General features: G+C 62.2%; 22 protein-coding genes. 13 read left to right on the top strand and 9 right to left on the bottom strand.

Annotation, left to right across the window (positions count from 1 at the left end; genetic code table 11):
- Positions 1–21 precede the first annotated feature (21 nt).
- Positions 22–1476 (bottom strand): mannose-1-phosphate guanylyltransferase/mannose-6-phosphate isomerase, encoded by a 1455-nt coding sequence (locus ACIPW4_RS13980; RefSeq protein ID WP_400658727.1) that lies wholly within the window; start codon positions 1474–1476, stop codon positions 22–24.
- Positions 1477–1784: 308 nt separating this feature from the next.
- Here ACIPW4_RS13980 and yegS point away from each other — a divergent pair, with 308 nt between their 5' ends.
- Positions 1785–2672, top strand: a complete 888-nt coding sequence (yegS, locus tag ACIPW4_RS13975; protein WP_400658725.1) for a lipid kinase YegS — start codon at positions 1785–1787, stop codon at positions 2670–2672.
- Here yegS and ACIPW4_RS13970 read toward each other — a convergent pair.
- The 3 genes from ACIPW4_RS13970 to ACIPW4_RS13960 all read right to left on the bottom strand — a co-directional run bounded on the left by ACIPW4_RS13970 (position 2656) and on the right by ACIPW4_RS13960 (position 5079).
- Positions 2656–3315 (bottom strand): response regulator, encoded by a 660-nt coding sequence (locus ACIPW4_RS13970; protein ID WP_400658723.1) that lies wholly within the window; start codon positions 3313–3315, stop codon positions 2656–2658. The two genes, yegS and ACIPW4_RS13970, sit on opposite strands and share 17 nt — an antisense overlap.
- Positions 3312–4202 (bottom strand): sensor histidine kinase, encoded by an 891-nt coding sequence (locus ACIPW4_RS13965; RefSeq protein ID WP_400658722.1) that lies wholly within the window; start codon positions 4200–4202, stop codon positions 3312–3314. Before ACIPW4_RS13965 ends, ACIPW4_RS13970 begins: the two co-directional genes overlap by 4 nt.
- A 367-nt stretch (positions 4203–4569) precedes the next feature.
- On the bottom strand, positions 4570–5079 hold the full coding sequence (locus ACIPW4_RS13960; RefSeq protein ID WP_400658721.1) for a histidine kinase: 510 nt from the start codon (positions 5077–5079) through the stop codon (positions 4570–4572).
- A 351-nt stretch (positions 5080–5430) separates the two neighbouring features.
- Between ACIPW4_RS13960 and ACIPW4_RS13955 the strand changes: the two genes are divergently transcribed.
- Complete coding sequence (locus ACIPW4_RS13955; RefSeq protein WP_400658719.1) at positions 5431–6366, top strand: chemotaxis protein CheV; 936 nt, start codon at positions 5431–5433, stop codon at positions 6364–6366.
- 56 nt (positions 6367–6422) lie between these two features.
- Positions 6423–7226: an MOSC domain-containing protein gene (locus tag ACIPW4_RS13950; RefSeq protein WP_400658718.1), complete on the top strand. Its 804-nt coding sequence runs from the start codon at positions 6423–6425 to the stop codon at positions 7224–7226.
- Between the two features lie 104 nt (positions 7227–7330).
- Here ACIPW4_RS13950 and ACIPW4_RS13945 read toward each other — a convergent pair whose 3' ends face one another.
- Positions 7331–9259, bottom strand: coding sequence for a transglycosylase SLT domain-containing protein (locus tag ACIPW4_RS13945; protein ID WP_400658716.1), 1929 nt, complete (start codon positions 9257–9259; stop codon positions 7331–7333).
- A 222-nt stretch (positions 9260–9481) separates the two neighbouring features.
- Here ACIPW4_RS13945 and ACIPW4_RS13940 point away from each other — a divergent pair, with 222 nt between their 5' ends.
- Complete coding sequence (locus ACIPW4_RS13940; RefSeq protein ID WP_400658715.1) at positions 9482–11410, top strand: ATP-binding cassette domain-containing protein; 1929 nt, start codon at positions 9482–9484, stop codon at positions 11408–11410.
- A gap of 58 nt (positions 11411–11468) precedes the next feature.
- Here the strand turns inward: ACIPW4_RS13940 and ACIPW4_RS13935 are convergent, their stop codons facing one another.
- Positions 11469–11909: a universal stress protein gene (locus tag ACIPW4_RS13935; RefSeq protein ID WP_400658713.1), complete on the bottom strand. Its 441-nt coding sequence runs from the start codon at positions 11907–11909 to the stop codon at positions 11469–11471.
- Positions 11910–12019: 110 nt separating this feature from the next.
- On the opposite strand from ACIPW4_RS13935, the gene ACIPW4_RS13930 reads away from it, so the two are divergent.
- Positions 12020–12457, top strand: coding sequence for a hypothetical protein (locus ACIPW4_RS13930; RefSeq protein WP_400658711.1), 438 nt, complete (start codon positions 12020–12022; stop codon positions 12455–12457).
- Positions 12458–12489: 32 nt separating this feature from the next.
- On the opposite strand, the gene ACIPW4_RS13925 is transcribed toward ACIPW4_RS13930, so the two are convergent.
- The gene (locus ACIPW4_RS13925; RefSeq protein ID WP_400658710.1) at positions 12490–12912 is read right to left on the bottom strand and encodes a hypothetical protein; all 423 of its coding nucleotides are present in this window, start codon (positions 12910–12912) and stop codon (positions 12490–12492) included.
- Between the two features lie 17 nt (positions 12913–12929).
- Between ACIPW4_RS13925 and fadB the strand changes: the two genes are divergently transcribed.
- The 6 genes from fadB to ACIPW4_RS13895 all read left to right on the top strand — a co-directional run bounded on the left by fadB (position 12930) and on the right by ACIPW4_RS13895 (position 20314).
- Positions 12930–15077: a fatty acid oxidation complex subunit alpha FadB gene (gene fadB, locus ACIPW4_RS13920; RefSeq protein ID WP_400658709.1), complete on the top strand. Its 2148-nt coding sequence runs from the start codon at positions 12930–12932 to the stop codon at positions 15075–15077.
- A 31-nt stretch (positions 15078–15108) separates the two neighbouring features.
- Positions 15109–16284, top strand: a complete 1176-nt coding sequence (gene fadA / locus ACIPW4_RS13915; RefSeq protein WP_054883485.1) for an acetyl-CoA C-acyltransferase FadA — start codon at positions 15109–15111, stop codon at positions 16282–16284.
- A 79-nt stretch (positions 16285–16363) separates the two neighbouring features.
- Positions 16364–16615 carry a DUF1653 domain-containing protein gene (locus tag ACIPW4_RS13910; protein ID WP_400658708.1) on the top strand — a complete coding sequence of 84 codons (252 nt, stop codon included), beginning with the start codon at positions 16364–16366 and terminating at the stop codon, positions 16613–16615.
- Positions 16616–16715: 100 nt separating this feature from the next.
- Positions 16716–19328 carry a type I DNA topoisomerase gene (gene topA, locus ACIPW4_RS13905; protein ID WP_400658707.1) on the top strand — a complete coding sequence of 871 codons (2613 nt, stop codon included), beginning with the start codon at positions 16716–16718 and terminating at the stop codon, positions 19326–19328.
- A gap of 186 nt (positions 19329–19514) precedes the next feature.
- Positions 19515–20030: a DUF6586 family protein gene (locus ACIPW4_RS13900; RefSeq protein WP_400658705.1), complete on the top strand. Its 516-nt coding sequence runs from the start codon at positions 19515–19517 to the stop codon at positions 20028–20030.
- 50 nt (positions 20031–20080) lie between these two features.
- Complete coding sequence (locus ACIPW4_RS13895) at positions 20081–20314, top strand: hypothetical protein (RefSeq protein ID WP_133970879.1); 234 nt, start codon at positions 20081–20083, stop codon at positions 20312–20314.
- Between the two features lie 39 nt (positions 20315–20353).
- On the opposite strand, the gene sulA is transcribed toward ACIPW4_RS13895, so the two are convergent.
- Both sulA and lexA read right to left on the bottom strand, forming a co-directional pair.
- Positions 20354–20830 (bottom strand): SOS-induced cell division inhibitor SulA, encoded by a 477-nt coding sequence (gene sulA, locus ACIPW4_RS13890; RefSeq protein ID WP_400658703.1) that lies wholly within the window; start codon positions 20828–20830, stop codon positions 20354–20356.
- A 13-nt stretch (positions 20831–20843) separates the two neighbouring features.
- The gene (gene lexA / locus ACIPW4_RS13885) at positions 20844–21452 is read right to left on the bottom strand and encodes a transcriptional repressor LexA (protein WP_400658701.1); all 609 of its coding nucleotides are present in this window, start codon (positions 21450–21452) and stop codon (positions 20844–20846) included.
- A gap of 212 nt (positions 21453–21664) precedes the next feature.
- On the opposite strand from lexA, the gene ACIPW4_RS13880 reads away from it, so the two are divergent.
- Positions 21665–22372 (top strand): TetR/AcrR family transcriptional regulator, encoded by a 708-nt coding sequence (locus tag ACIPW4_RS13880; protein ID WP_400658699.1) that lies wholly within the window; start codon positions 21665–21667, stop codon positions 22370–22372.
- 40 nt (positions 22373–22412) lie between these two features.
- Positions 22413–22937, top strand: a complete 525-nt coding sequence (locus tag ACIPW4_RS13875; protein ID WP_400658697.1) for a L,D-transpeptidase family protein — start codon at positions 22413–22415, stop codon at positions 22935–22937.
- The last annotated feature ends 19 nt before the right edge of the window (positions 22938–22956 follow it).

Below are 22956 nucleotides of genomic sequence, written 5' to 3'. Positions count from 1 at the left end.
AACAAAAGCGTCCGCCAGCCCTCAGCCGATGGCTGCCGCCGGGACGCGTCCGTAAATATCAGTAAAGCGCACGATGTCGTCTTCGCCCAGGTACTCGCCGCTTTGTACCTCGATCATCACCAGGTCGATGACGCCGGGGTTGGTCAGGCGGTGGGTGCGGCCGGGCTTGATGAAGGTCGATTCGTTGGTGTCGAGCAGAAATTCCTCTTCGCCATTGGTCACGCAGGCCATGCCGCTGACGATGATCCAGTGCTCGCTGCGGTGATGGTGCATCTGCAGCGACAGCGATTCGCCAGGGCGCACCATGATCCGCTTGATCTTGAAGCGCGGGCCTTCCTCGAGCACGGTGTACATGCCCCAGGGGCGGGTAACCGTGCGGTGCAGGCGGTAGGCTTCATGGCCCTGGTGTTTGAGCTGCTGGGCAATCAACTTGACCTCCTGGCTGCGCGCGGCATCGGCGATCAGCAGGGCGTCGGGGGTGTCGATGACGATCAGGTTGTCCAGGCCAACGGCACCGACCAGGCGCTTTGGCGAGTCGATGTAGCAGTTGGTGACGTCGTGCAGCACGGCCTCACCGTTGCAGTGGTTGCCGTCGTCATCGGTCTGGCGCAGTTCGCGCACCGCCTCCCAGCTGCCGATGTCGCTCCAGCCCAGTTCGCAAGGCACCACGGCAACCTTGTCGGAACGCTCCATCAGGGCGTAGTCGATGGAGATGTCTTCGGTCAGGGCGAAGCTGTCCGGGTCCAGCTCTACCTGCAGCGTCCTGTCGCCTTCCTTGGTGGCGCTCTGCTCCAGGCAACAGGTCACGCAGGCGAGCAGTTCCGGGGCATGCGCCTGCAGTTCGGCGAGCACGGTGCCCACGCGCAGGCAGAACATGCCGGCATTCCACAGGTGGCGGCCGCCTTCGAGGTAGTCGCGGGCGGTGAGCGCATCGGGTTTTTCCACGAAGCAGGTCACCTGATGTGCATGTTTGCTGATGGCGTCGCCTTGCTCGATGTAACCGAAGCCGGTCTCAGCACGGCTGGGCAGCAGGCCGAAGGTGGCCAGCCAGCCATCGTTGGCCAGTTGTCGGGCATGCTCGACGGCGCTGGCGAAGGCCTCGGCGTCCTGGATCAGGTGATCGGCCGGCAACACCAGCAGCACGCTGTCGTGGCCGTAATGCCCGGCACAGTGCAGCGCGGCTGCGGCAATGGCGGGCGCGGTGTTGCGCCCGTTGGTCTCCAGCAGGTAGTCGAGGGCGAGGTTGTCAGGGTTGACCTGGCGGTACTCGTCCTGAGTACGGAAGAACACGTCGCGGTTGGTCACTGTCAGTACCCGCTCGACGCCGGGCAACGCCGCTGCGCGGGCAAAGGTCTTCTGCAGCAGGCTCTGGCCATCGGGCAAGCGCATGAAGGGCTTTGGCATGGCTTCGCGAGAAACCGGCCACAGGCGGGTGCCGGCACCGCCAGCGATGATGCAGGGGATCAGAACGCTCATTTCACAGCCTCGACTCTAGGCGCTGGTTACAGCGCAGTGAAGGGGGAACTTCGCGACCTGTCACGGTTTTGGCGGAAAAGTCAAAAAACCGACTTTTCACTGCAGCTTCTTCCATGAAGGCCAAATATTTGTCGATCATGCGCCCGATGAGAAAAGCTTTCAATGATATTTATGTGAATCTGGTTGTTTCTTGTTCGGTCATGCTGCCGCACGAGGAGCGATCCAGAGCAGATTTGCCTGTGTCATGCAGTAATCGGGCATTGTTTGTGGTCGAGATCTGGACGCTACGATTTCTACGGAGAGGCGTGATGCCAAAGCGCAAGGCAATCTTGATCCTGCATGGCAAACAGGCGATGAACGAAGCGGTGCGCCAGGCAGTGAATGCCATGCGCGAGCGTGGCTGGACGCTGGATGTGCGGGTGACCTGGGAAGCAGGCGATGCGCGGCGGCTGGTTGGCGAAGCGTTGGCGGCCGGTTATGGCCACGTGATCGCAGGCGGCGGTGACGGCACCTTGCGTGATGTCGCCGAAGCCATGGGCCAGGCTCGCAGTAAAGCGAGCCTGGCACTGCTGCCGCTGGGAACGGCCAATGATTTTGCCAGGGCTGCCGGCATCTCACTGGAGCCTGCCGAGGCACTGGCGTTGCTGGAGCTGCCGCCCAGGCCGACCGACCTGGGCCAGGTGGGCGATCAGTTGTTTCTGAACATGGCCACCGGCGGTTTCGGCAGCCAGGTGACCGCGAACACCTCCGAAGACCTGAAGAAAATGCTCGGTGCCGCGGCCTACCTGTTTACCGGGTTGACACGCTTCAGCGAGCTGCAGGCAGCCTCTGTCGAACTGACAGGGCCGGGGTTCGACTGGCAGGGTGAGTTGCTGGCGCTGGGGATCGGCAATGGCCGCCAGGCCGGAGGCGGGCAAGTGTTGTGCCCGGATGCGCAAGTCGATGATGGCCTGCTCGATATCGCCATCCTGCCAGCGCCCCAGGAAATGGTCGGTGCGCTGCGTGACTTGCTGGCAGGAGAGGGGCTGTTCGTGCGGGCGCGTTTGCCGTGGGTCGAGATCACCTGCTCGCAGGGTCTGGACATCAACCTCGACGGCGAGCCCCTGCAGGCCGACAGCCTGCGCTTTGCCGCAGTGCCGGCGGCGTTGAACCTGCACCTGCCGCCGAACTCGCCGTTGATCAGTCGTCGAGGCTGATGATTTTCTCGCGCACGGCGAACAGCACCAGGCCGGCCACGTCGTAGATCTGCAGGCGCTTCATGATCTGCGAGCGGTGGGTTTCCACAGTCTTGATCGACAGGCCCAGGCCGGCTGCGATTTCGCGGGTGGACTTGCCGCGCACGATCAGGCGCAGGATCTCCAGTTGCCGTGCGGTGAGGTTATGGCGGTCGACGCCAGGCTGCTTGCCGTGCTGAGCGCGCAGCAATGCCTGGTTGATCACGGTATGGGCGATGGCCGGGCTCAAGTAGCGTTCGCCATTGCGCAGGGCGGCCAGGGCCTGTTCCAGTTCGGTGGCCGTGGCATCCTTGAGCAGGTAGCCATGGGCGCCACTCTCCAGCGCCCGCATGATCAGGTCCGGGTCGGTGTGCATGGACAGGATCAGCACCCGGCAGGTATTGCCTGTGGCGCGCAGCTGGGTCAGGGCATCGAGGCCGCTGGTCGAGCGCATGGAGATGTCCAGCAGAACGATGTCGGGCAGCAATTGGCGAACCTGCTCGAGCAGTTGGTCACCGTCATCGGCTTCACCGATCACGGCATAACCGGGGATATCGGAAACCAGGGCACGGACCCCGGCACGGATCAGCGAGTGGTCGTCCACCAGCAGCAATCTACAGGTCATGATGAAGCGGTAGTCCTGGCGCGTTCATGGGTACGGGGTGGCCATGGGAACAGGACGTCGATCTTCGTGCCCAGGCCAAGCTGGCTGGTGATGGCCAGGCTGCCGCTGAGGGCGGTGGCGCGCTCTTGCATGCCGGCCATGCCGCGCTGGCCGGCTTCGGCGGGGTTGGCGGCAGGCAGGAAACCCTGGCCGTCATCCTGAATCGTCAGGGCAAGCCCTGCAGTGCTGCGCTGCAGGCGGATGGTCAGGTTGCGTGCCTGGGCATGGCGCAGCGTGTTGGTGACCGCCTCCTGGGTGATGCGAAACGCTGCCATGGCAACTTCCTCGGAAATACCGCCCAGGCGCTGATGGCACTCCAGGCTCCAGTGCACGTCGGTGCTTTCCAGGGTGCGGACCAGGTGCGCCCGCAGACTGCCTTCGAGGCCCAGGCTGGCCAGTTGCCGCGGGTTGAGGATGGCAGAAACGTCACGCACCTTGCTCAGGGTGTCTTCGAGGGTGCTGCGCAAGCTGCCGCAGTGCACCTGCAGGTCTTCGGGTACACGGCGTTGCAGCCACTCTAGCTGCATCTTGGCGGCGGTGAGCAGCTGACCGATGTCGTCATGCAATTCGCGACTCAGGTGTTGGCGCTCGCTTTCCTGAACCTTGAGCATGCGCCCGGCGAGTTCTGCGGGGCGCAGGCTGATCGACTTGGCGCCGTGGCTCAGGTGCCAGCAGACGCCAAGCGTGGCCACCAGTTGCAGCAACAGCAGGCCGGCCGGCATGCCGTGCCCGCCGGCAAACAGGACCAGGTTGGCAAGCAGGGACAGCATGCACAGCAAGGCTGTCGCCCAGCGCAGCAAGGTGGCGCGTGGACGGCAGCGCAGAGATATCTTCAATCGTGGGAACATAAAATTGAGAAGCCACTGAAGTCTTGCTGATGGGGGCCGTGCACAGGTCTTGGCAGAGGCTTTAGCGTCATGTTTGCAACAAATCACCAGGGCGGTGGCCGGCGTTTGTTTGCGCGCATGTTAACACTTCGGTTCGATTTGGTCGCGGCTGGCCAATGCTTTGAAAACTCAGCATTTGCGGGGGTGGGGACAGGTTCGTTTGTCTGTCCGGAGGCTAGCATAGTGCCACTACTCGGTCGACTGACGGACTGTGCAAGTTCAACTTGCGAAAGATCGCTCAAGTGCAACGGGTTCAACTTGCAGTAGTTGCGGAGTTCGACCTTTTTTGCAGCCTTGGCCACACGCTTAGTTGCCGACGTCAGGCCAACTAGTGGCGCTGTGCGGGGTGGCCGGCCGACGGGCTTGCCTGCGCCGTCGGATGCGGATGCACGCAGTGGCTGCCGCCGTGGTTGCAAGGCGCACACGTTTGCGGCAGTGGCTGTTTCAGAGCGGCTGCCAGATCGTTCAGCAGCGCCACCTGCTCGCATGTATCGAGCGCCAGCCGGCCAGTATGCATGTCGACAAGTTCCAGTTGCCAGGCCAGCAAGGTCAGGCAGGCATTCAAAGTGGACAACGCTTCGTTGCCCAGACGCTGATGCTGGCCGGCGGGGGCGAGCAGCTGGTGCAGGACGCTCGCATAGTGGGCGACTTCAAGCAGGCCGATAGCGTGGGAACGTCGGGACAGGGTGGCGAGGGTATTGGTCAGATGCTGGCAGGCGTCCGGATCATTGGCGATCAGTTCCAGATGCTGCAGGCATTCCTGGGACTGGGTCAGCAAGATCTGGGCATCCAGCAGGAAGCCCTGCAGGCTGTCGAAGTTGGAGATGGTGCTGTCCATCAGGACACTCCGGCGCGTTGGGCTGGAGTAGGGGATGGGCACGCCATGTCGATCGCTAGCAAAAGCCTGACTCCATTCATGCAGTGAGAATGGCGTCACATTAATGGCTAAAGGATATCGCGAACATCAGGTTGCACCTGATTGCGCCTAGGGGTTTCCCTGAGAGGGGCCTAAGGTGCGACAAGTTGCCCTGTGATGGGATCCAAGTTGGGCGTGTCGCAGTAAAACATGATGCTAATGTGATATCAATTGCCCCGCAGAGCATTTTTGCGCATGGGTCAAGATGCGCAGGAATGCGCCGATATAGCATGGATCATTTCTTATTTTTCGATACAACCTGGGGGTTTTCCAATGGCTGGCATTCTCGACACGGTAGACCAACGCACGCAGCTGGTGGGTGAGAACCGTCTGGAAATCCTGATGTTCCGCCTGGCTGGCCGCCAGCTGTTCGCAATCAACGTATTCAAGGTGCAGGAGGTGCTGCAGCTGCCCAAGTTGACACTGATGCCACAGCGTCACGCATTCGTCTGCGGCGTGGTCAACCTGCGCGGGCAGACCCTGCCGGTCATCGACCTGTCCCAGGCGATCGGCATGCGCCCACTGCAGCCGGGGCCGGACAGCACCATCATCGTCACCGAGTACAACCGCTCGGTGCAGGCGTTTCTGGTGGGTGGCGTCGATCGCATCGTCAACATGAACTGGGAAGCCATCATGCCGCCGCCTTCCAGTGCCGGGCGCCAGCACTACCTGACCGCCATCACCAAGGTGGACGAGAAACTGGTCGAAGTGATCGATGTGGAGAAGGTGCTGGCCGAGATCGTGCCATACAACGCCAGGGTCTCCGGCGACAAGCTTGCCGACCCGGTACTGGCGCGCGCGCGTGGCCGTGAGGTGCTGCTGGTGGATGACTCCAGCGTGGCCCTGGCACAGCTGCGCGACACCCTGTCGCAACTTGGGGTGAAGCTGCATGTGGCCAGTGATGGCCTGAAGGCCTTGCGCCTGCTCAAGGGCTGGGCCGATGCGGGGGAAGATGTCTGCGAGAAGCTGCTGATGGTCTTCACCGATGCGGAAATGCCCGAAATGGACGGCTATCGCCTGACCACCGAGATTCGCAACGATGCGCGCCTGCGCAAGCTCTACGTGGTACTGCATACCTCTCTGTCGGGCAGCTTCAACGAATCGATGGTGAAGAAGGTCGGTTGCGACAACTTCCTCTCCAAGTTCCAGCCGGATCGCCTGGTCGAGGTGGTCAAGCAGCGCCTGCTGCTGGATACCAGCAACGCGTGATCCCGTCGTCGGCCAGGTATAAGCTTGGCTTTTGACAAGGCACGAGGCGGGCAGGGATGTTTCTCAGTGAGTTGTATCGGTACCCGGTGAAGTCGGGGCGGGCGCAATGCCTGCAAGGCTCGCCGGTAGGTCTTCTCGGGTTGCAGGGTGATCGGCGCTGGATGGTGGTCGAGGAAGAGAACGGACGCTTCCTTACGCAGCGCGCCTGGCCTCAGCTTGGTCAGTTGCAGGCCAGCGAGAGCGCGACGGGCGAGTGGCTGCTGGAGCTGCCTGGGCGAGCGCCGCTGCGCGTGGCGGTGCCGGGCGCTGATGATGCGCTGCGCGGCATTACCCTCTGGCGCGATACCTTTCGCGTGCCGGACGCAGGCGACGAGGTGGCTGCCTGGTTGTCGCAGTGGCTCGGCAAAGCGGTGCGTCTGGTGCATTGTCCGGAGCAGCGGGCGCGATACCTGCCCAATGGTTATGGCCTGAACAGTGACCGTGCAGCCTTCCCCGATGGTTTTCCATTGTTGCTGATCGGCCAGGGCTCGCTGGACGATCTGAGCCGCAGGATCGGCCGGCCCATGGAAATGCTGCGCTTTCGGCCGAACCTGGTGGTGCAAGGGGCTGAACCGTTTGCCGAGGACGGCTGGAAGCGGATTCGCATTGGCGCCTTGGAGTTTCGTGTGCTCAAGCCCAGTGTAAGGTGCATCTTCACCACGCTGGACCCGGCGACGGGGGAGCGCAGTGTCGACCGTGAGCCGTTGACGACCCTGAAGACTTTTCGCGAGAAGGAGGGGGATATCCTGTTCGGGCAGAATCTGGCCGTGGATGGCAGTGGTTGGCTTGAAGTGGGGATGGAGGTCGAAGTGCTCGAATAACCTGTACCGGCCTCTTCGCGGGTAAAACCGCTCCTACAGGGACCTCACTGAGTCTTGTGGGAGCGGCTTTAGCCGCGAAGAGGCCGGTACAGGCTCAGTAGCAATCACATGTCATCGAAATACCGCTCATGCCAGTCCACCAGCGGCTGTGGCACATTGAGCTTCTGCCCGTAGATCACCGAATACGACAACACGTTCTGCACGTACTGGCGCGTCTCGTCGAACGGGATCGATTCCACCCACACGTCGAAGCTCAGGTGCTTGGCCCCCTTGAGCCACTGCCGCACGCGCCCGGGGCCTGCGTTGTAGGCTGCCGATGCCAACACCCGGTTGCCATTGAACTGGCCGTGCACCTGGCTCAGGTAGGCCGCGCCGACCTGAATGTTCTTCTCCGGGTTGAACATCTGCTGCGGTGAAGCCAGCGGGATGCTGAACTTGCGTGCGGTCTCCTTGGCGGTGGCTGGCATTACCTGCATCAGGCCGCTGGCACCGACCGGTGAGCGGGCATCTTCCATGAAGGCGCTTTCCTGACGGGTGATAGCGAACACCCAGCTCGAATGCAGCCCGCGTACCTTGGCTTCGCGTACCAGGGTGTCGCGGTAGGCCATGGGGAAGCGGATATCCAGGTCATCCCAGTATTTGGCCTGGCTGATGGTGCGAATGGCCGGGAAGTACCAGCGCAGGTCAAAGGCCAGGCGTGCCTGGGCGACCATTTCGTCGCGGGTAAAGTGACGGCTGACGTGGTACCACTCGCGGCGACCCTCGACGACCTGGCCGCGGGCGTGGAACTCCAGGGCGCGCTGGATGCCCGGGGTGTTGCGCACCTTGCTGACCAGCTGCGGGCTCAGTACCAAAGGCCTGTTGTTCAACTGGTAAGGGGTTTTTGCCCGGTCGGCAGCGAGGAAACCGTAGAAGTCGCGCTCAACTGCCACAGTCTTGTACAGCAACGGGATTTGCGGGTTGTTTGGCTGTGCCAGTTCCAGGCTGCGGGCCTGCCAGTATTTCCAGCGGCTGCTGCTGGCCAGGTCCTGTGGCAGGCGCTTGGTCAGTTCGTAGGCATCTTCCCAGCGGCCCAGGCGCAGCAGCAGGCGCAGGCGCCATTCGCTGACCGTGTTGTCGCGCAGCTCGGGGTCGTAGCGGGTCATCAGGTCGAGCGCGCGCGGGTCGTAACGGCGCGCCAGGGTCAGGCCGATCTCGCGGGCGATGGCGACCTTCTCGTCACGCGAGAAGTGCATGCGCTGGGCGTAGTCGTCGAGCAGCGCCATGGCGCGGTCAGGGTCCTGCCGGGCCAGGCGGCGCAGGCCAAGGCTGACCACGTCGGACATGGCCTCGTTGGCCGGGGTGAAGCGTGAGGGCTGGCTCAGCAGTTCGGGCTTCTGCGCCACGTCGATCAGCAAGCGGCCTTGCGGCGCGAGCGTGGTCAGGCCCTGCACCATGGTTTTGGCCAATGGGTAGTTGCGCGCCTGGGCTGCCAGCTTGGCGCGGTTCCAGCGTCTGGCCTCGGTCAGCTGGCCTTCTGCGGCCCACATGCCGAACAAGGTGTCGCAGGCAGCCGGTTGCGACTTGCCGACATTCCACAGTTTTTCGGCGCTGGCGAAGCCCTCGGCGCGCTGGCCGTGGCTCAACTGGTACTGGCCGTTGAGACAGTCCAGTTCGGTGAAGTTGAGCTTGGGGTCGTAATACTTGACGAAGGTGTTCCACTCGCCGCGTTCGGCCAGCCAGCGCAGCCAGCGCAATTTCATCCAGTTGGCCTGGGGCAGGTCGCCGTGCTTGGCCAGGAACCCTTCGATTTCCTCGTTGCTGGCGCTTTTCAGGCGTGCGGTCAGTTCGTCATAGGCCAGGTATGGCGTCAGCGGGTAGTCGCGCAGCGCCTGGCTATAGCGCAGGTAAGGGCCTTTGTCGCCCCTGGCCAGCGCCCGCTTGGCCTCGTCGTAATACTGGCGTTGCTGGGAAAGGTCGATGGCCTGCGCCGCGCTGGCGGTGGCGGCGGTAAGCAGCAGGCAGGAAGCAATCTGTAACAGGCGGCTGCGCATGATACGTCCGGGCAGTTGAACCATGGGGTAGTGACGGCGAAGCCAGCACTGTTGAAATCTGATTGCCTTAGCTTAGCCGTTTGCCGGCGGCGGGTGATAGCGCTGTGCTTGTAACCGGGCGTTAATGCCGACCGGGTGTCGCCAAGCCCCCGTCCGCTAGCCAACTTGATGCCGGAAAGGGCCAAGTCAGGTAGAATGCGCCCCCGCTTTCTGGAGACGAACATGACCCTGCTCAAATTCAGCGATGTGTCCCTCGCATTCGGCGCGATGCCGCTGCTGGACAAGGTATCCTGGCAGATCGCCCGTGGCGAGCGGGTGTGCATCATCGGCCGCAACGGTACCGGCAAGTCGAGCATGCTGCGCCTGGTCAAGGGCGAGCAGAAGGGCGACGACGGCGAGATCTGGCGCGCCCCGGGCCTGAAGATCGGCGAATTGCCGCAGGAACTGCCGGTTGCCGACGAGCGCACCGTGTTCGACGTGGTCGCCGCCGGCCTGGACGGTGTCGGCGAGTTGCTGGCCGAGTTCCATCATCTGAGCCAGAACATCCAGGGCGATGAAGATCTGGAAAAGCTCATGCACGTCCAGCACGAGCTGGAGGCCCGCGACGGCTGGCGCCTTCAGCAGGTGGTGGAAAGCACGTTGAGCCGCCTGCAACTGCCCGCCGACAAGACCCTGGCGGAGCTTTCCGGTGGCTGGCGCCGCCGCGTGCTGCTGGCCCAGGCGCTGGTCTCCGAACCTGACCTGCTGCTGCTCGACGAACCGACCAACCACCTGGACATCGGTGCCATCGCGTGGCTCGAAGAAGCCCTGCGCGGCTTCAACGGTGCCGTGCTGTTCATCACCCACGACCGTTCCTTCCTGCAGAACCTTGCCACGCGCATCCTCGAGCTGGACCGCGGTGGCCTGATCGACTGGAACGGCGACTACGCCAGCTTCCTGGTGCACAAGGAGGCCGCGCTGGCCGCCGAAGAAACCGCCAATGCGTTGTTCGACAAGCGCCTTGCCCAGGAAGAAGTGTGGATCCGCCAAGGCATCAAGGCCCGTCGTACCCGTAACGAAGGCCGTGTACGTGCGCTCAAGGCCCTGCGCGTGGAGCGTAGCGAACGCCGCGAGCGCCAGGGCAAGGCCAACATCCAGATCGAGGCCGCAGACAAATCCGGCAAGCAGGTGATGGTGCTGGAAAACGTCAGCTTCCATCACGCCGATGGCCCGCTGCTGGTCAAGGACTTCTCCATGGTCCTGCAGCGCCAGGACCGTATCGGCCTGCTGGGCGCCAACGGTACCGGCAAGACCACCCTGCTGAAGATGATGCTCGGTGACCTGGAGCCTACGGCAGGCAAGGTCGAGCGCGGTACCAAGCTGGAAGTGGCCTACTTCGACCAGATGCGCCATCAGCTCGACCTGGAAAAGACCGTCATCGACAACCTCGCCGAAGGCCGCGACTTCATCGAGATCGATGGCCAGAACCGCCATGTACTGAGCTACCTCGGCGATTTCCTGTTCAGCCCGCAGCGTGCGCGCACGCCGGTCAAGGCGCTGTCGGGTGGTGAGCGTGCGCGCCTGCTGCTGGCCAAGCTGTTCAGCAAGCCGGCCAACCTGCTGGTGCTCGACGAACCGACCAACGACCTGGATGTGGAAACCCTCGAACTGCTCGAAGAGGTGTTGTGCAACTACAAGGGTACGGTGCTGATGGTCAGCCACGACCGGGCCTTCCTCGACAACGTCGTCACCAGCACGCTGGTGTTCGAGGGTGAGGGCAAGGTGCGCGAGTACGTGGGTGGCTACGAGGACTGGATCCGCCAGGGTGGTTCGGCAAAGCTGCTCGGCGTGACCGAGAGCAAGGGTGGCAAGTCTGAGCTCAACAGTGCCGTGGTCGAGAAGGCGGCTGAGCCGGTGGTGGCAGCGCCTGTCGCCGCGACGCCGGATGCTTCGAAGAAGAAACTCAGCTACAAGCTGCAGCGTGAGCTGGAGATGCTGCCGGGGCAGATCGACGAGGTGGAGCAACGCATGGCCGAAGCGCAGGAAGAAGTGAATGCTGCCGGCTTCTATCAGCGGCCGATTGCCGAGACTTCGGCGGTGCTTGCAAAGATCGAGAAGCTACAGGCTGAACTGGATGTGCTGGTAGAGCGGTGGGCTGAGCTGGAGGGCTGAGTCTGCTATACCGGCCCTTTCGCGGGCTTGCCCCGCGAAAGAGCCGGTACAGGCTACATCATTCCTTCTTCTGTAGCCGCACTGCCAGCACATCGCACGGCGCCCCGTGCAGCACGTCATTGGCGGTGGAGCCCAGCAGCAATGCCAGGCCATGACGGCCATGGCTGCCGACCACGATCAGGTCGCAGTTCTGCTCCTTGGCCAACTGGTGGATTTCCTGACGCGGCTGGCCGTAGGTCAGGTGCGAATCGCCGCGGTTGATGTCGGGGTATTTGTTGAACAGGCGATCCATGCGCTCCTTGGCCTGGTCGAACTGCTGCTGTTGCAGTTGCGACAGGTCCATCGGTACGTCACCGCCAAAGGCCATGGCCATGGGCTCGACGATATGCACCAGCGAGACCTTGGCGCCCGAGGGTTCGGCGAGCTTCATGGCACGCTTGATCACCGGGTCGCACTCTTCGGTAAGGTCGACGGCGACCAGAAGATGTTCGTAGGACATGAGCTGTACTCCTGACAATCGCGATAGTAGAAGTATGGTCGCTTTCCGGCAGGTCATCCGTGAATACTGAGTAACCCGCTCATTTGCAACGCTTTATGGAACCTACAGATATGACGGTATGGCTGGTGGTGTCAATCCTTGCGCTGATTCTCAGTCCGTTTTCCTGGCTGAAATTGTCGCGCAAGCAGGGGCAGCAGATGAGCCTGCGCCTGGAGGCACGGCGCATGGGCCTGGCCATGCAGCTGGCACCGCAGACGTGGCCGCACTGGCTGGAAAAGCAGCCGCCGAGCCCGTGCCCGCAGTATCATCGCGGCCGCCGCCGGGGGCGCCAGGACAGCTGGTGCTACTGGCAGGTCAGTCCTGGCGTGTGGTGGAACCAGTGGAAGGAGGCGTGCGAGGAGCCACGCCTGAACGAGGTGTTCGCGCGCCTGCCGGAGACCGTGTACAAGGTCGAGGCCGACACGCGCATGGTCGCCCTGTACTGGAGCGAGCGCGGTGATGAATCTGTATTGCAGGATATTGCCCACGCCTTCGACACCCTCGCTTGATGCCCCACAACGACAAAGCGGCAACCCGGTAGCTACCAGGTTGCCGCTTTGTCGTTTCTGCCGCGCAGAAAAGGCCAGGCAGGCCGGGAATTTCTTCGATCCAGACGCAGTGTAGCCATTCCCTGCTCGGTTGCATGAGAAAAATGCAGTACCGACTGTTTTCTCATGGTCAATCGCTGACATGAATGATCGGCAATCACTGTCATCATGTTTTGCTCCCCGGCGATACAAAATGACCGGAAAGTCGCGTTTTCACCCCATTCGGGAGCATTTGACAACGCCGACCTTTTCGGAGAATGTGTGCATACCCAAATCAAACGGGCGTATGAATTGAGCGTTTGTATGTCATACCGCTCATACAGAATCCCGACTAGCGCGCTGACGGGTGTGCCTGGGGCGAGGGCGGCGAAGCCTGCTTTTCCACCAGCGATCGGCGTGTACAGTTCAGCTTCCATATCGTGGAGATCAGTTGATGATTTACGAAGGTAAAGCCATCACGGTTAAGGCTCTTGAAAGCGGCATCGTCGAACTGAAGTTCGACCTCAAGGGTGAGTCCGTCAACAAGTTCAATCGCCTGACCCTGGACGAGCTGCGCCAGGCCGTCGACGCCATCAAGGCCGACGCCTCGGTGAAGGGTGTGATCGTCAGCAGTGGCAAGGACGTGTTCATCGTCGGCGCCGACATCACCGAATTCGTCGACAATTTCAAGCTGCCCGAGGCCGAACTGGTTGCCGGCAACCTGGAAGCCAACCGCATCTTCAACGCCTTCGAAGACCTCGAAGTGCCGACTGTGGCAGCCATCAACGGCATCGCCCTGGGTGGCGGCCTGGAAATGTGCCTGGCAGCCGACTACCGGGTCATGTCCACCAGCGCCAGGATCGGCCTGCCAGAAGTCAAGCTGGGCATCTACCCAGGCTTCGGTGGCACGGTACGTCTGCCGCGCCTGATTGGTTCGGACAACGCCATCGAGTGGATCGCAGCCGGCAAGGAAAACCGTGCTGAAGACGCCCTGAAAGTCGGTGCCGTCGATGCCGTGGTGGCTCCTGAATTGCTGCAGGCCGGTGCGCTGGACCTGGTCAAGCGCGCCATCAGCGGCGAGCTCGACTACAAGGCCAAGCGCCAGCCCAAGCTGGAAAAGCTCAAGCTCAACGCCATCGAGCAGATGATGGCCTTCGAGACCGCCAAGGGCTTCGTCGCTGGCCAGGCCGGCCCAAACTACCCGGCGCCGGTGGAGGCCATCAAGACCATCCAGAAGGCCGCCAATTTCGGCCGTGACAAGGCCCTGGAAGTGGAAGCCGCAGGCTTTGCCAAGCTGGCCAAGACCTCGGTTGCCGAAAGCCTGATCGGCCTGTTCCTGAACGACCAGGAGCTCAAGCGCAAGGCCAAGGCCCATGACGAAATCGCTCAGGACGTCAAGCAGGCTGCCGTGCTCGGCGCTGGCATCATGGGTGGCGGCATCGCCTACCAGTCGGCGGTCAAGGGCACCCCGATCCTGATGAAGGACATCCGCGAGGAAGCCATCCAGCTGGGCCTGAACGAGGCCTCCAAGCTCCTCGGAAACCGCGTCGAGAAAGGCCGCCTGACCCCGGCCAAAATGGCCGAGGCGCTCAACGCCATTCGCCCGACCCTGTCGTATGGCGACTTCGCCAACGTCGACATTGTCGTCGAAGCCGTGGTCGAGAACCCGAAGGTCAAGCAGGCCGTGTTGGCTGAAGTGGAAGGCCAGGTGAAAGAGGACGCGATTCTCGCCTCCAACACCTCGACCATTTCCATCAACCTGCTGGCCAAGGCGCTCAAGCGTCCGGAAAACTTCGTCGGCATGCACTTCTTCAACCCGGTGCACATGATGCCGCTGGTAGAAGTGATCCGTGGTGAGAAGTCCAGTGAAGTGGCAGTCGCCACCACCGTGGCCTACGCCAAGAAGATGGGCAAGAACCCGATCGTGGTCAACGACTGCCCGGGCTTCCTGGTCAACCGTGTGCTGTTCCCGTACTTCGGTGGTTTCGCCAGGCTGGTCAGCGCTGGCGTCGACTTCGTGCGCATCGACAAGGTCATGGAAAAGTTCGGCTGGCCGATGGGCCCGGCCTATCTGATGGACGTGGTCGGCATCGACACCGGCCACCACGGTCGCGACGTGATGGCCGAAGGCTTCCCGGACCGCATGAAAGACGAGCGCCGTTCGGCCATCGACGCCCTGTACGAGGCCAACCGCCTGGGCCAGAAGAACGGCAAGGGCTTCTACGCCTACGAGACCGACAAGCGCGGCAAGCCGAAGAAAGTCTTCGATGCCACCGTGCTGGATGTGCTCAAGCCGATCGTCTTCGAGCAGCGTGAAGTGACCGACGAAGACATCATCAACTGGATGATGGTGCCGCTGTGCCTGGAGACCGTGCGCTGCCTGGAAGACGGCATCGTCGAAACTGCCGCCGAAGCCGACATGGGCCTGGTCTATGGCATTGGTTTCCCTCCATTCCGGGGTGGTGCGCTGCGCTACATCGATTCGATCGGTGTGGCCGAATTCGTTGCCCTGGCCGACCAGTACGCCGACCTTGGGCCGCTGTACCACCCGACCGCGAAGCTGCGTGAAATGGCCAAGAACGGCCAGCGCTTCTTCAACTGAGTGGTCAACGAGCTAGAGCGAGAGATTTGATATGAGCCTGAATCCAAGAGACGTGGTGATTGTCGACTTCGGTCGCACCCCCATGGGCCGCTCCAAGGGTGGCATGCACCGCAACACCCGCGCCGAAGACATGTCTGCGCACCTGATCAGCAAGCTGCTGGAGCGCAACGGCAAGGTCGACCCGAAAGAAGTCGAAGACGTGATCTGGGGCTGCGTCAACCAGACCCTGGAGCAGGGTTGGAACATCGCCCGCATGGCGTCGCTGATGACCCAGATCCCGCACACCTCGGCTGCCCAGACCGTCAGCCGCCTGTGCGGCTCGTCGATGAGTGCGCTGCACACCGCTGCCCAGGCGATCATGACCGGTAACGGCGACGTGTTCGTGGTCGGCGGTGTCGAGCACATGGGCCACGTCAGCATGATGCATGGCGTCGACCCCAACCCGCACCTGTCCCTGCACGCGGCCAAGGCGTCCGGCATGATGGGCCTGACCGCCGAAATGCTGGGCAAGATGCATGGCATCAGCCGTGAGCAGCAGGACCTTTTCGGCCTGCGTTCGCACCAGCTCGCCCACAAGGCCACGGTCGAAGGCAAGTTCAAGGACGAGATCATCCCGATGCAGGGGTATGACGAGAACGGCTTCCTGAAGGTCTTCGATTTCGACGAGACCATTCGCCCGGAAACCACCCTTGAGGGCCTGGCGTCACTGAAGCCGGCGTTCAACCCCAAAGGCGGCACCGTGACGGCCGGTACTTCGTCGCAGATCACCGACGGTGCGTCGTGCATGATCGTCATGTCTGGCCAGCGCGCCATGGACCTGGGCATCCAGCCATTGGCGGTGATCCGCTCGATGGCGGTGGCCGGTGTCGACCCTGCGATCATGGGCTACGGCCCGGTGCCATCGACTCAGAAAGCCCTCAAGCGCGCCGGCCTGACCATGGCCGATATCGACTTCATCGAGCTCAACGAAGCCTTCGCTGCACAGGCCCTGCCAGTGCTCAAAGATTTGAAAGTGCTCGACAAGATGGATGAGAAGGTTAACCTGCACGGCGGCGCCATCGCTTTGGGCCACCCGTTCGGTTGCTCCGGTGCCCGTATTTCCGGCACCCTGCTCAACGTCATGAAGCAGAATGGCGGCACCCTGGGGGTGGCGACCATGTGCGTCGGCCTCGGCCAAGGTATCACCACTGTCTTCGAACGCGTCTGATCGCGTTGCGGGGCAGCAGCCGGGGCCTAGTGCCCCGGTTTTTGTTTTTTACAGAATTTGTTTCAAGAGGAAGGGCGACATGCAGATACAACCAGGCGTATACCGGCATTACAAAGGGCCTGAGTACCGTGTCTTCAGTGTTGCACGGCACTCCGAGAACGAAGAGTGGATGGTCTTCTACCAATGCCTGTATGGTGATTACAGCTTTTGGGTAAGGCCTCTGGCGATGTTTCAGGAGTCCGTCGAGGTTGACGGCGAGCAAGTGCCGCGCTTTGCTTTGGTCAAGGCCGAAGAAGGGCTGCCTGAGCTGTCTGGCAAGCCGCAAGCGTGATCGACCACGCTTGACCTCTTTCTTTCGCCACTATATATAGCGGTGCCGCGTCTGGCACCTGACGCGTTTTTCATCTTCAGATTCAGGAATACTCCGATCCATGGGCAAATCGCTGGTCATTGTGGAATCCCCGGCCAAGGCCAAGACCATCAACAAGTACCTGGGCAACCAGTACGTGGTGAAGTCGAGTATCGGCCATATCCGAGACCTCCCCACCAGCGGTTCGGCCAGCGCAAGCAAAGAGCCGGCCGCCAAGCGTGGCAAGGCCGCTGCGGGTGAGGCTCCGGCGCTGTCGCCGAAAGAAAAGGCACGTCGCCAGCTGGTGGCGCGCATGGGCGTCGACCCCGACCACGGCTGGAAGGCCAAGTACGAGATCCTTCCCGGCAAGGAGAAGGTGATCGAAGAACTGCGCCGCCTGGCCAAGGATGCCGACACCATCTATCTCGCAACCGACTTGGACCGCGAAGGGGAAGCCATTGCCTGGCACCTGCGCGAAGCCATCGGCGGTGACGACACCCGCTACAAGCGCGTGGTGTTCAACGAAATCACCAAGAAGGCGATCCAGGAAGCGTTTTCGCAGCCGGGCGAGCTGGACATCGACCGGGTCAATGCCCAGCAGGCGCGGCGTTTCCTCGACCGTGTGGTGGGCTACATGGTTTCGCCACTGCTGTGGGCCAAGATCGCCCGTGGCCTGTCTGCCGGCCGTGTGCAGTCGGTGGCGGTGAAGCTGGTGGTCGAGCGTGAGCGCGAGATCCGTGCCTTCGTGCCGGAAGAATACTGGGAAGTGCACGCCGACCTCGGCACCGCCAAGAACGCCAAGGTGCGCTTCGAAGTGGCGCGCGAGAAGGGCGAAGCCTTCAAGCCGTTGAACGAAGCCCATGCCATGGCGGCGCTGGAAAAGCTCAAGGCTTCCAGCTACAGCGTTATCAAGCGCGAAGACCGCCCGACCAGCAGCAAGCCATCGGCGCCGTTCATCACCTCCACCCTGCAGCAGGCCGCCAGCAACCGCCTGGGCTTCGGGGTGAAAAAGACCATGATGATGGCCCAGCGTCTGTACGAGGCGGGTTACATCACTTACATGCGTACCGACTCGACCAACCTGTCGGCCGATGCCCTGGACATGGCGCGCGATTACATCCAGCGCGAGTTCGGCAAGCAGTATCTGCCGGATGCTCCGCTGGTGTATGGCAGCAAGGAAGGCGCCCAGGAAGCGCACGAGGCGATTCGCCCTTCCGACGTCAACACCCATCCGACCAAGCTCAGCGGCATGGAGCGGGACGCAGAGCGCCTGTACGAGCTGATCTGGCGTCAGTTCCTGGCCTGCCAGATGCCTCCGGCGCAGTACCTGTCCACCAGTGTCACCGTGGCCGCTGGCGATTTCGAGCTGCGTGCCAAGGGCCGCATTCTCAAGTTCGACGGTTACACCCGCGTACTGCCGCAACAGAGCAAACCGGGTGAAGACGATGTGCTGCCGGAAATGGCCCAGGGCGAAGCGCTCAAGCTGATTCAGCTCGATCCGAGCCAGCACTTCACCAAGCCGCCAGCACGCTTCACCGAAGCCAGCCTGGTCAAGGAAATGGAAAAACGCGGCATCGGTCGCCCGTCGACCTATGCGGCGATCATTTCCACCATCCAGGACCGTGGTTACGTCACCCTGCACAATCGCCGCTTCTACTCCGAGAAGATGGGCGACATTGTCACCGAGCGCCTGTCGGAAAGCTTCTCCAACCTGATGGACTACGGCTTCACCGCCGGCATGGAAGAGAACCTCGACGACGTGGCCCAAGGTGAGCGCGACTGGAAAAACGTACTCGATGAGTTCTACGGCGACTTCAGCAAGAAACTGCTGACCGCCGAGTCTGCCGAAAGCGGCATGCGTGCCAATCAGCCGACCATGACCAACATTCCGTGCAGGGAATGCGGCCGGCCGATGATGATCCGCACCGCTTCTACCGGTGTATTCCTCGGTTGCTCGGGCTACAGCCTGCCGCCGAAAGAACGCTGCAAGGCCACCGTGAACCTGGTGCCGGGCGACGAGATTGCCGCGGACGATGAGGGTGAGTCGGAGTCGCGCGTACTGCTGGGCAAGCACCGCTGCCCGATCTGTGCCACGGCGATGGACGCTTACCTGCTGGACGAGAAGCACAAGCTGCACATCTGCGGCAACAACCCCGATTGCGCCGGCTACGAGATCGAAGAGGGCAGCTACCGCATCAAGGGCTACGAAGGGCCAAGCCTGGAGTGCGACAAGTGCGGCAGCGAAATGCAGCTCAAGACGGGTCGTTTCGGCAAGTTCTTCGGTTGCACCAACCCTGCGTGCAAGAACACCCGCAAGCTGCTCAAGAGCGGTGAGGCAGCGCCACCGAAGATGGACAAGGTGGAGATGCCGGAGCTCAAGTGCGAGAAGGTTGACGACACCTATGTGCTGCGTGACGGCGCCTCGGGGCTGTTCCTGGCTGCCAGTCAGTTCCCGAAAAACCGCGAGACGCGTGCGCCGCTGGTGATGGAAATCGTGCCGCACAAGCACGAGATCGATCCGAAGTACCACTTCTTGTGCGATGCGCCACAGAAGGACCCGGAAGGGCGCCCGGCAGTGATTCGTTACAGCCGCAAGACCAAGGAGCAGTATGTGCAGTCCGAGGTCGATGGCAAGCCTACGGGCTGGAAGGCGTTCTACGACGGTGGTAGCTGGAAAGTTGAAGACAAGCGCTAAACCGTTAGCGCTGTAGTTGGGGCCGCTTCGCGCCCCTTCGCGGGCATGCCCGCTCCCACAGATAGGCATCGCCCTCAAGGCTGTTGCAACCCCTGTGGGAGCGGGCATGCCCGCGAAGGGGCGCAAAGCGGCCCCAATCATTTATGATGCAGCTATCTGCCTCGCAGCCTTAGGGAGGGCATAGAAATGGCCCAGGAACTCTACACCCGCACCAACCAGAAACTGTTCTTCGCAGGCCTCGCCCTCGAATCCATGGCCAAGGCCGAACAAAGCCAGGCCATGAACGCCCAGGGCCTGGTCCAGGCAGAGCGTGAGTCGGCGCTGTTCCACCTGTACGGCGCGCTATTGGGGCTGTGTCACGAAATTGGTGGCTTCTACCGCCTGCCTGCGGTGGCGTCGGTCGAGCAGGCGCTTGCCGAAGATGCGCTGAACAACATCGCAATCCCTGAAGTGGCGGAGATGCTCGAGCTGGTTCGCCAGCGCGAAACCTGGCTGGCGCAATTAGTTAGCGCTTATGCCGATTTGTTCCGACCACCTGTCGCGAAGAAAACGCCGAAAACCGACGTCACCCAACCGCTGATTCAGGCCGTCAATCTCGACGAGCCCGAGCATACAGCGTTGTCGAGGGAAGAGCTGGAAAGCTGGCGCAACAATCTCAAAGGCCTGGTGAGGCGATTCCGCGACGCGTTGAGTGAGTGCTGACAGCTGCCATGGCTGGTACACTAACGGCCTTTCGTGGAGAACTGCCTTATATGTCTACGTCGTTTCTGGAAATTGTCGAGTTGCCTGATGGCCGTATCGAGCTGCGTCGCGCCGAGGATGAAGGCTCCCTGGTAACCCTGGATTTCTCGGAAGACGCCAAGGCGTTCCTGCAGGGTCAACATGTCGAGGTTGCCAAGGCCATGCTGAGCGTTGGCGTTCAGATGGCTGGCCGACTGATTGACGGTGAGCTTGAGCGCGACGAAGGGCCGCGCGTGCTGCACTAAATCACCCGCGTGTACCGCTTTACAGGCAAAGCCTGAACATCAGCCGAGGCGGATGTTCAGGCTTTGTGCGTTTCCGGCACTGGCTGCGCGGAGCAGTTGTTGGCGAGCGGTAGCATTGACGCTGCCAAGCCAGCTGACCACGGTGTGGCTGCGGCCGAGCCGCAGCGCTTCGCAGGCCAGTTGCAATGCACTCTGGTTGCCACGAGGATGCAGCAGCAGAATCCGTTCGCGGTTGAGCCCGGCATCACGCAACCACGCCTGGGTAAGGCTGGCGGGCGGGGCAATCAGCGTCAGCCAGCGGGCTTGCTCCTCTTCGCTCAGTTCACGCAAGACCGGGGCCAGCAGGCTCTGGCAATGTTCGGGGGCGCCACGCAGGGACAGTTCGCTGAACAGCTCGGGATGGCTGCTCTTGCGAGCCTGATCGCTGGCCTTCAGGCCTGGCAGTACCGGCTGGGCGAGGAATGCTTCGAACAGCGGAAGCTGGACCTGCTGATGTACTTGGATGGACTGCTGCATGACGCCTCCTGGATCAGCGGCGAATGACGCCGACACTCAAACCTTCGATCACCAGATCCTGTTCTTTCAGGTCGACTTCGATGGGGGCGAACTCGGGGTTCTCGGCGATCAGCCAGACCTTGCTGCCTTCGCGCTTGAAGCGCTTGACCGTCACCTCATCGCCGATGCGGGCAACGACGATCTGGCCATTACGGGCCTCGCGGCAGGTGTGCACGGCCAGCAGGTCGCCGTCGAAGATGCCGACGTCCTTCATGCTCATGCCATGCACGCGCAACAAATAGTCGGCGCGGGGGTGGAAGAAGGCCGGGTTGATGTTGCAGGATTGCTCGATGTGCTGCTCGGCAAGGATCGGTGCACCAGCGGCGACCCGGCCTATGATCGGCAAGCCGTTTTCTTCGGCCTTGGCCTCAAGGCCCGGGATGCGGATGCCACGGGAAGCGCCCGGGGTCATTTCGATCGCACCTTTGCGGGCGAGGGCTTTGAGATGCTCCTCGGCGGCGTTCGGCGATTTGAAGCCCAGCTCCTGAGCGATCTCCGCACGCGTGGGTGGGAAGCCGTTGTCTTCGAGGCAGCGTTTGATGAAAGCCAGGATCTCGGCTTGGCGTGGCGTCAGTTTCAACATGGCGGGCGCTCTGTCTTTTTATACAGTGACTGGGATTATATACAGTACTGGATGCGCTGCAAGCACAAAGCGCCGGGAATTACGCTCGATGACGCTTGCAGCCTGCAGCCTGTCGCTTTTAAATGGCGACCGCCCAGTCACCGAGCCTTGACAGATGCAGGCCTGAAACGTATGTTTCAAACACCTGTTTGTCTCTGTCTTGCGGAGTAGTGATGGCCCAGTCTGAAACCGTTGAACGCATTCTCGATGCTGCCGAGCAGCTGTTCGCGGAACGAGGCTTTGCGGAAACCTCATTGCGGCTGATTACCAGCAAGGCCGGGGTCAACCTGGCGGCGGTCAACTATCATTTCGGCTCGAAGAAGGCTCTGATCCAGGCGGTCTTCTCGCGCTTCCTCGGGCCATTCTGTGCCAGCCTCGAGCGCGAGCTGGAGCGGCGCCAGGCCAAGCCCGAACAGAAGCCCAGCCTCGAAGAGCTGCTGGAAATGCTGGTGGAGCAGGCGCTGGCGGTGCAGCCACGCAGCAACAACGACCTGTCGATCTTCATGCGCCTGTTGGGCCTGGCCTTCAGCCAGAGCCAGGGCCACCTGCGGCGCTACCTCGAGGACATGTACGGCAAGGTGTTCCGCCGCTACATGCTGCTGGTCAACGAAGCCGCACCGCGCATTCCTCCGCTGGAACTGTTCTGGCGCGTCCACTTCATGCTCGGTGCCGCGGCGTTCAGCATGTCCGGTATCAAGGCGCTGCGCGCCATCGCCGAGACCGATTTCGGTATCAACACTTCGATCGAGCAGGTCATGCGCCTGATGGTGCCGTTTCTCGCTGCTGGCATGCGAGCCGACAGTGGCGTCACCGACAACGCCATGGCCAGTGCCCAGTTGCGCCCGCGCAGCAAAACCGGCAGCAGCACAGCCAAGGCCTGAAGGCTGGGCGGGGCAGGGCGCTTCGGCTAAGCTAGCGCCCATGCCCGACCTCGATTTTCTGCACATTTCCCTCGCCGACCAGCGCCTCTACGGCTTTGCCCAAGGGCAGCTATGCGTGCGCCTGGCGGTATCCACCGCACGCAAGGGCGCCGGTGAGCGCAATGGCTCGGGTTGCACGCCGCGCGGGCTGCACCAGGTGCGTGCGCGCATTGGCGCAGGCTTGCCCGTCAATGCGGTGCTGCAGGGCCGGCGCTGGACTGGTGAGGTCTGGTCGCCCGCGCTGCATGCCGCGCATCCGGGGCGAGACTGGATCCTGACCCGCATCCTCTGGCTCAGCGGCTGCGAGCCGGGCATCAACCGCCTGGGTAGCGTTGACACCTTTCGCCGCTTCATCTATCTGCACGGCACGCCTGACACGGAACCCCTGGGCGTGCCGCTGTCCCATGGCTGCATACGTTTGCACAACACCGATCTGCTTGGCCTGTTCGAGCGTGTTCCGGCACATTGCCCGGTGCGCATCGAGGAGGCCGCCTGCCCCCAGTGGGCTTCACTGAATCTGCAATGAAGGATTGCCTATGACCGCC

It is taken from the genome of Pseudomonas sp. NPDC089996, assembly GCF_044748405.1.
Lineage (GTDB): Bacteria > Pseudomonadota > Gammaproteobacteria > Pseudomonadales > Pseudomonadaceae > Aquipseudomonas.
Note: the sequence above shows the minus strand (reverse complement) of the source record. Positions and strands in the feature narration are given on the sequence as shown.

Coding starts and splice junctions, on each gene's coding strand:
- ACIPW4_RS13980 (WP_400658727.1), bottom strand. CDS start 1,476: ATGAGCGTTCTGATCCCCTGCATCATCGCTGGCGGTGCCGGCACCCGC.
- yegS (WP_400658725.1), top strand. CDS start 1,785: ATGCCAAAGCGCAAGGCAATCTTGATCCTGCATGGCAAACAGGCGATG.
- ACIPW4_RS13970 (WP_400658723.1), bottom strand. CDS start 3,315: ATGACCTGTAGATTGCTGCTGGTGGACGACCACTCGCTGATCCGTGCC.
- ACIPW4_RS13965 (WP_400658722.1), bottom strand. CDS start 4,202: ATGTTCCCACGATTGAAGATATCTCTGCGCTGCCGTCCACGCGCCACC.
- ACIPW4_RS13960 (WP_400658721.1), bottom strand. CDS start 5,079: ATGGACAGCACCATCTCCAACTTCGACAGCCTGCAGGGCTTCCTGCTG.
- ACIPW4_RS13955 (WP_400658719.1), top strand. CDS start 5,431: ATGGCTGGCATTCTCGACACGGTAGACCAACGCACGCAGCTGGTGGGT.
- ACIPW4_RS13950 (WP_400658718.1), top strand. CDS start 6,423: ATGTTTCTCAGTGAGTTGTATCGGTACCCGGTGAAGTCGGGGCGGGCG.
- ACIPW4_RS13945 (WP_400658716.1), bottom strand. CDS start 9,259: ATGCGCAGCCGCCTGTTACAGATTGCTTCCTGCCTGCTGCTTACCGCC.
- ACIPW4_RS13940 (WP_400658715.1), top strand. CDS start 9,482: ATGACCCTGCTCAAATTCAGCGATGTGTCCCTCGCATTCGGCGCGATG.
- ACIPW4_RS13935 (WP_400658713.1), bottom strand. CDS start 11,909: ATGTCCTACGAACATCTTCTGGTCGCCGTCGACCTTACCGAAGAGTGC.
- ACIPW4_RS13930 (WP_400658711.1), top strand. CDS start 12,020: ATGACGGTATGGCTGGTGGTGTCAATCCTTGCGCTGATTCTCAGTCCG.
- ACIPW4_RS13925 (WP_400658710.1), bottom strand. CDS start 12,912: ATGGAAGCTGAACTGTACACGCCGATCGCTGGTGGAAAAGCAGGCTTC.
- fadB (WP_400658709.1), top strand. CDS start 12,930: ATGATTTACGAAGGTAAAGCCATCACGGTTAAGGCTCTTGAAAGCGGC.
- fadA (WP_054883485.1), top strand. CDS start 15,109: ATGAGCCTGAATCCAAGAGACGTGGTGATTGTCGACTTCGGTCGCACC.
- ACIPW4_RS13910 (WP_400658708.1), top strand. CDS start 16,364: ATGCAGATACAACCAGGCGTATACCGGCATTACAAAGGGCCTGAGTAC.
- topA (WP_400658707.1), top strand. CDS start 16,716: ATGGGCAAATCGCTGGTCATTGTGGAATCCCCGGCCAAGGCCAAGACC.
- ACIPW4_RS13900 (WP_400658705.1), top strand. CDS start 19,515: ATGGCCCAGGAACTCTACACCCGCACCAACCAGAAACTGTTCTTCGCA.
- ACIPW4_RS13895 (WP_133970879.1), top strand. CDS start 20,081: ATGTCTACGTCGTTTCTGGAAATTGTCGAGTTGCCTGATGGCCGTATC.
- sulA (WP_400658703.1), bottom strand. CDS start 20,830: ATGCAGCAGTCCATCCAAGTACATCAGCAGGTCCAGCTTCCGCTGTTC.
- lexA (WP_400658701.1), bottom strand. CDS start 21,452: ATGTTGAAACTGACGCCACGCCAAGCCGAGATCCTGGCTTTCATCAAA.
- ACIPW4_RS13880 (WP_400658699.1), top strand. CDS start 21,665: ATGGCCCAGTCTGAAACCGTTGAACGCATTCTCGATGCTGCCGAGCAG.
- ACIPW4_RS13875 (WP_400658697.1), top strand. CDS start 22,413: ATGCCCGACCTCGATTTTCTGCACATTTCCCTCGCCGACCAGCGCCTC.